This is a genomic window from Micromonospora sp. D75 (assembly GCF_018070405.1).
Lineage (GTDB): Bacteria > Actinomycetota > Actinomycetes > Mycobacteriales > Micromonosporaceae > Micromonospora > Micromonospora chalcea.
The window spans coordinates 1-1,441 of the sequence record NZ_JAGPXV010000960.1; the positions used below are offsets into that span (position 1 = coordinate 1).

1 protein-coding gene is annotated in these 1,441 nt (G+C 69.3%); it reads right to left on the reverse strand.

Annotated elements, in window-relative coordinates; all coding sequences use genetic code 11:
• Nucleotides 1–82: 82 nt before the first annotated feature.
• Entirely contained in the window at nucleotides 83–1,165 is a 1,083-nt protein-coding gene (locus tag KBX39_RS31100; RefSeq protein WP_210873976.1) for a lytic polysaccharide monooxygenase, read from the reverse strand.
• Nucleotides 1,166–1,441 lie beyond the last annotated feature (276 nt).

Consider the following 1,441-nt stretch of genomic DNA (forward strand, 5'->3'; position numbering starts at 1 on the left):
CCTCGTCGCTGTTCGGTATGCTGGCGCGGGGCCCTGCCGGCGGTGGGGTTGCGCGTGCCGGGCCACCCCACCGCAGACGCTGTTACCGGGCGGTGCAGGTGAGGGTGGGTGCGGAGTTGGTGCCGTTCCAGGAGGCGTTGAAGCCGAAGCTGGTGCTGGCGTTGGCGCTCAGGGAACCGTTGTAGGCGACGTTCGACGCGGCGACCGACGAGCCGCTGGAGGTGACCGTCGCGTTCCAGGCGTTGGTGATGCTCTGGCCGTTGGGCCAGGTCCACGCCACAGTCCAACCGGAGATGGCGGCGTTGCCGGCCTGGACGGTGACATCGGCGCCGAAGCCACCGGACCACTCGCTGGTCTTGCGGTAGGTGGCGGTGCAGGCGCCGTTGCCGGCCGGCGGCGGCGTGGTGGGCGGCGCCGTGGTGGGCGGCGCCGTGGTGGGCGGCGCCGTGGTGGGCGGCGCCGTGGTCGGCGGCGGGGTCGTCGGCGGCGGGTTGTTGCCGCCGCCGAAGATCACGTCACTGCAGAGGTAGTACGGCTGGTCGAGGTGGGACGCCTGCCAGATGGTGTAGACGACGTGCCGCCCGGTGCGGTTGCCCGCGTTCACCTGCGCCTCGTAGAGCCCGGTGGTCGGGTAGCTGCCGGTGCGCAGCACCAGTTCGAGGCTGTTCCAGGTGAGGGGCTGGGTGGTCGGGTCGAAACCCTGCTTGGTGATGTAGATCAACATGTAGTCGGCACCGTGTTTGGCGCCGTCGGTCAGCGTCAGCGTGAAGTTGTTCGGCATCGACTTCGCGGTCCACGCGCCGACCGCGTCGAGCGAGGCGTACAGGCCGTTCTGGGTGCGACCGCCGCTGCACAGCTGCCCGTCCGGCACGGCGGCCTGGTGGTTGCCGCCGACGTTCTCGCGGTACAGGCCGTTCCAGTTCCACATGGTGTTCGGGTTGGCCTGCCACGCCTGCCAGCACATCGGGTCGGTCTGGGCCATCGTGGGGTTGAGGTGGTCGGAACCCCAGCGCTCGTAACATCCGTAGTTGCGTGACGGCGGGTTGGTGACCGATCCGTGCGCCGAGGCCGGACCGGCCTGGTTGACCACGACCATCGTGAACGAGGCGACGAGAACTGCGGCCGCGGCCAGTCCCAGACGGCGTGCTGTCCGTGAGATTTTCATGATGCTCCAGTGGATGCGCCGACGCCCAGTGGCCCTCGCTGGGTGCCCACCCCGGAGAAGGTGACGCCGATCGATTCAAGCCGCCCACCAGGTGGACGGCACTGCTGCCCAGCAGCGCTTGGCGACTCCCAGCCACGATCTTAGTAAAGACCGCCGTCAATGTAAATCGGACCCGTCCCGGATCAGACCGCGAGAGCCGCCCGTACCTCCCGCTCCGCCGTCACTCCCCCGTCGCCGTGCGAGGTGACCCGGCCGGATTCGAGGACGTGATAGCGG